The organism is Flavobacterium sp. (assembly GCF_028712645.1).
In the GTDB taxonomy this organism is placed as follows: domain Bacteria; phylum Bacteroidota; class Bacteroidia; order Flavobacteriales; family Flavobacteriaceae; genus Flavobacterium.
Genome location: NZ_JAQTPQ010000336.1, coordinates 1 through 3,221, shown reverse-complemented (window position 1 = coordinate 3,221; position 3,221 = coordinate 1). Strand labels below are relative to the sequence as shown.

The 3,221-nt window shown below is 33.1% G+C and carries 5 protein-coding genes; all 5 read right to left on the bottom strand.

All coding sequences use genetic code 11. The features are described from left to right. Positions 1-262: 262 nt before the first annotated feature. Complete coding sequence (gene thrC, locus PHC28_RS17415; RefSeq protein ID WP_300103535.1) at positions 263-1,552, bottom strand: threonine synthase; 1,290 nt, start codon at positions 1,550-1,552, stop codon at positions 263-265. A gap of 109 nt (positions 1,553-1,661) precedes the next feature. Next, the gene (locus PHC28_RS17410; protein WP_300103534.1) at positions 1,662-1,961 is read right to left on the bottom strand and encodes a type II toxin-antitoxin system RelE/ParE family toxin; all 300 of its coding nucleotides are present in this window, start codon (positions 1,959-1,961) and stop codon (positions 1,662-1,664) included. After that, entirely contained in the window at positions 1,954-2,202 is a 249-nt protein-coding gene (locus PHC28_RS17405; protein WP_300103533.1) for a type II toxin-antitoxin system ParD family antitoxin, read from the bottom strand. The genes PHC28_RS17410 and PHC28_RS17405 overlap by 8 nt, the downstream gene beginning before the upstream one ends. A gap of 86 nt (positions 2,203-2,288) precedes the next feature. Then, on the bottom strand, positions 2,289-2,738 hold the full coding sequence (locus PHC28_RS17400; RefSeq protein WP_300103531.1) for a hypothetical protein: 450 nt from the start codon (positions 2,736-2,738) through the stop codon (positions 2,289-2,291). A 25-nt stretch (positions 2,739-2,763) separates the two neighbouring features. Beyond that, the coding region (locus tag PHC28_RS17395) for a homoserine kinase (protein ID WP_367278064.1) at positions 2,764-3,221 on the bottom strand (458 nt) is incomplete at its 5' end.

Below are 3,221 nucleotides of genomic sequence, written 5' to 3'. Positions count from 1 at the left end.
AAGCTACATAAAGAATTAATCTGTGTTAATCTGTGTTAATCTGTGAAATCTGTGGCAAACAAATTTTGAGCTTCATTAAAGTACTCCATTAAATTTTTAGCCATTACTTAAGTTGGAGTATTTTGAAAATTGTTAAAAAAAATCTGTGCTAAATCCGTTTAATCTGTTTCATTCGTGGCATATTTAGAAACAAAAAACCGCAAATTCACAAATTATAAAATCTGCGAATCTGCGGTTTGTTATTTAAAATAGAATTTGTTATTTATTCCAAAAATGCTTTCAAATCCTCGTAAGTCTTGATTTTTGTACTTACTTTTTCTTTATTCAACACGCTTTCAATTTGCGTTGGAATTGGCAATTGAATATTTAATGCAGGTTCTACAACATCTAAAAACTTGATAGGATGAGCTGTTTCTAAGAATATACCAATCGCATTTGGATGATTTTTTAATTCTTTTTTCAAACCTAAATAACCCACAGCTCCGTGAGGTTCGGCAATGTAACTGTCTGCTTTATAGATAGATTTCATCGCTTCTAAAGTTGCTGAATCGGTATAAGAATAAGAGGAGAAGTCTTTTTTGAATTGCTCCAAATCGTTGTTGTACATTTCTTGAATTCGGATGAAATTACTCGGATTTCCAACGTCCATCGCATTCGAAATAGTAGCTTTGGAAGGTTTTGGATCGTAATTACCTTTTTCTAAAAATCTTGGAACTGTATCATTTACATTGGTTGAAGCTACGAAATGCTCGATGGGTAAACCTAATTTCTTCGTCATAATTCCAGCACAAATATTTCCGAAATTCCCACTTGGGCACGAAAATACCAAAGGTTTGTTTTGTGATTTCAATTGCTTGTAAGCAAAGAAAAAGTAAAACATTTGTGGTAACCAACGTGCGATATTTATTGAGTTAGCCGAAGTTAGATTGTGGTGGGACAGACTTTCGTCCAAAAAGGCTTTTTTGACCATATCCTGGCAATCGTCGAAAACACCATCCACTTCAAGCGCTTTAATGTTTTGTCCTAAAGTTGTTAATTGTCGTTCTTGAATGTCGCTCACTTTTCCAGAAGGATATAATATCACAACTTCCACTCCTTGAACTCCTAGAAAACCACTCGCAACTGCACCTCCTGTATCACCAGAAGTGGCCACTAAAACGGTATTTTTATTGTCTTTTTTGTCTTTGTTGAAATAACCTAAACAACGCGACATAAATCGCGCACCTACGTCTTTAAAGGCCATTGTTGGTCCGTGATATAATTCTAAGGCATAAATTCCTTCTTCTACTTTTACCGTCGGAAAATCAAAACATAACGTTTCTGCAATGATTTCTTTTAAGATTTCTGCGGGAATTTCGTCACCCACAAATTGTTGAATGGCGGCGAAAGCAATTTCTTCGTTGCTCAATTTTTCGATATTCTCGAAAAATTCAGGAGATAAAGGTGTTATAGATTCTGGAAAATACAATCCCTTATCGGTTGCTAATCCTTGTATTACAGCTTCTTCGAAAGAAACCTTTGGGGCATTATGGTTTAAACTGTAGTATTTCATTTGAATTTAGATTGAAAATTTTAGATTAACGATTTTTGATTTTTTTAGCAACTTGAGTTACATCTGAACTAATAAATCGTTAATCAAAAATCTTAAATAGTTTTTATTTTTATTCTTGTATTTTATTTTTTAAATCCATTTTCGAATGCAAAAACCGAATGATTTTTATCTCATCCTCATTTACAATGCTGTAAAAAATGATATGTTGTCCTGATTTAAATCCGAAAATTTCTTCTTTTATCTCAATATAATTTCTTCCTAAAAAATAATTTTCGCTTAATTTTTGGCAATTTGACAACAAATCATAATAATATTTGTCGGCTTGATCTTCCGACCAAACTTCGGAAGTGTAATCCCAAATTTTGGATAAATCTTCAACCGCCTTATTGGTAAGATGAAATTTAGGCATCTCTTTTTTTAGCTTTTAAAGATTCCAAATGTTGTTTTGGATTAAAATTTTCGGCAATTCCGCTTTCAATTCCGTCGTTAATGGCTTTTTTGAGTGCCGTTATTTTGTTTTCTTCTTCTTCTAACATTCTCAAACCTGCACGAATCACTTCGCTTGCATTTTTGAATCTTCCTTCGGAAATTCGACCATCAACAAAATTTTCGAAGTAGTCGCCTAAAGAAACTGATGTGTTGCGTCCCATAACGTTATATTTTTTGTAAAGTTACCAAAATTTGGTAATTTTTATTTAAAAATAATAAATTTGTTTTATTGGTAATAGTGTTTCTTTTACTTCAATTCACCAATCTTTGGAAACTTATCTGTAATTTTTTCAAGTTGGTTTAATATTTTTGGAATATGAGTTTGGTCAAAACTAATTTCAAATTCTAGTTTGTTCCCATTTCCAGCGTTATCCAATACAATACATTGAGCATTTAAATGTCCAATTCCATCTCCGACAATTTTTATTTCAACTTGACTTTCCAAAGTTTGAAATGTTGCAATGCCATTTAGTTTATCATAAAGTTTTGTAAGTTCGTTTTTGAAACCAACAAAATCAATTGTCATAAAATCTGCTTTGAATTCTCCAGAAAATGCACCAGCTTTTACTTTAACAAATCCTCGTATCCAATTTCTATCCCAATCTAATTCAGCAGTTGGATAATTTAAACCAATTAGTTCAATTCTGATTAAATTTCCACTTTCGGATATTTCAAAAAATAGTGTTTCTTCGTTCATTTCTTTTTTAAATAACTACCAACAACTATATAATATTCACCCCATCCGCATTCACTTTTGAAACGTGAATTTCATACGGCAAATTGATTTCGTCATAAACGGCACTCATCGCTTTGGCAATTTTTTCGGCGGTCTCTTTTCCTTTGCTCAAGGCAAAAATTGAAGGACCTGAACCTGAAATTCCAGAACCTAAAGCTCCGTTCTCGTAAGCCGTTTTCTTGATTAAATCAAAACCAGGAATCAACATACTACGAATCGGTTCAATGATTTCGTCGTGTAAGGAACGTCCAATCAATTCGTAATCGTTCGTGTACAATCCAGCGACTAATCCTCCCACATTTCCCCATTGTGTAATAGCACTTTTCAGGGAAACAGTTTGCTTCAAAACCGAACGTGCATCCGAAGTTTTCAGCTCAATTTGAGGATGAACGACTGTTGCGTACAATTCTGACGGACTATCTATTTTAATAATATCCAAAGGAT

Excerpts from the sequence above, each read along its gene's own strand:
- thrC (WP_300103535.1), bottom strand. The coding sequence starts at position 1,552 with ATGAAATACTACAGTTTAAACCATAATGCCCCAAAGGTTTCTTTCGAA.
- PHC28_RS17400 (WP_300103531.1), bottom strand. The coding sequence starts at position 2,738 with ATGAACGAAGAAACACTATTTTTTGAAATATCCGAAAGTGGAAATTTA.
- PHC28_RS17405 (WP_300103533.1), bottom strand. The coding sequence starts at position 2,202 with ATGGGACGCAACACATCAGTTTCTTTAGGCGACTACTTCGAAAATTTT.
- PHC28_RS17410 (WP_300103534.1), bottom strand. The coding sequence starts at position 1,961 with ATGCCTAAATTTCATCTTACCAATAAGGCGGTTGAAGATTTATCCAAA.